Below are 272 nucleotides of genomic sequence, written 5' to 3' on the forward strand. Positions count from 1 at the left end.
AGATTGTAGCCAGACAATTTATTTTTAGAATGCGTGAATTCGAGCAAATGGAGATGCAATTTTTCATAAAGCCAGGAACGCAACAAGAATGGTACGAGCACTGGAAAGAAACCCGTTTAAAGTGGCACTTAAGTTTAGGAATGGGTGAAGATAATTACCGTTCCCACGACCATGAAAAATTAGCACATTATGCCGATGCTGCTGCCGATATCGAGTTTAAATTTCCATTCGGATTTAAAGAATTAGAAGGTATTCATTCGCGTACCGATTTC

1 pseudogene is annotated in these 272 nt (G+C 39.0%); it reads left to right on the forward strand.

What is annotated here, in order from left to right:
• Positions 1–29: 29 nt before the first annotated feature.
• Positions 30–272 (forward strand): annotated as a pseudogene (locus IEQ44_RS18595) (glycine--tRNA ligase); the annotation flags it as partial.

Origin of the sequence: Nocardioides malaquae (genome assembly GCF_015070385.1) — a bacterium.
Lineage (GTDB): Bacteria > Actinomycetota > Actinomycetes > Propionibacteriales > Nocardioidaceae > Nocardioides > Nocardioides malaquae.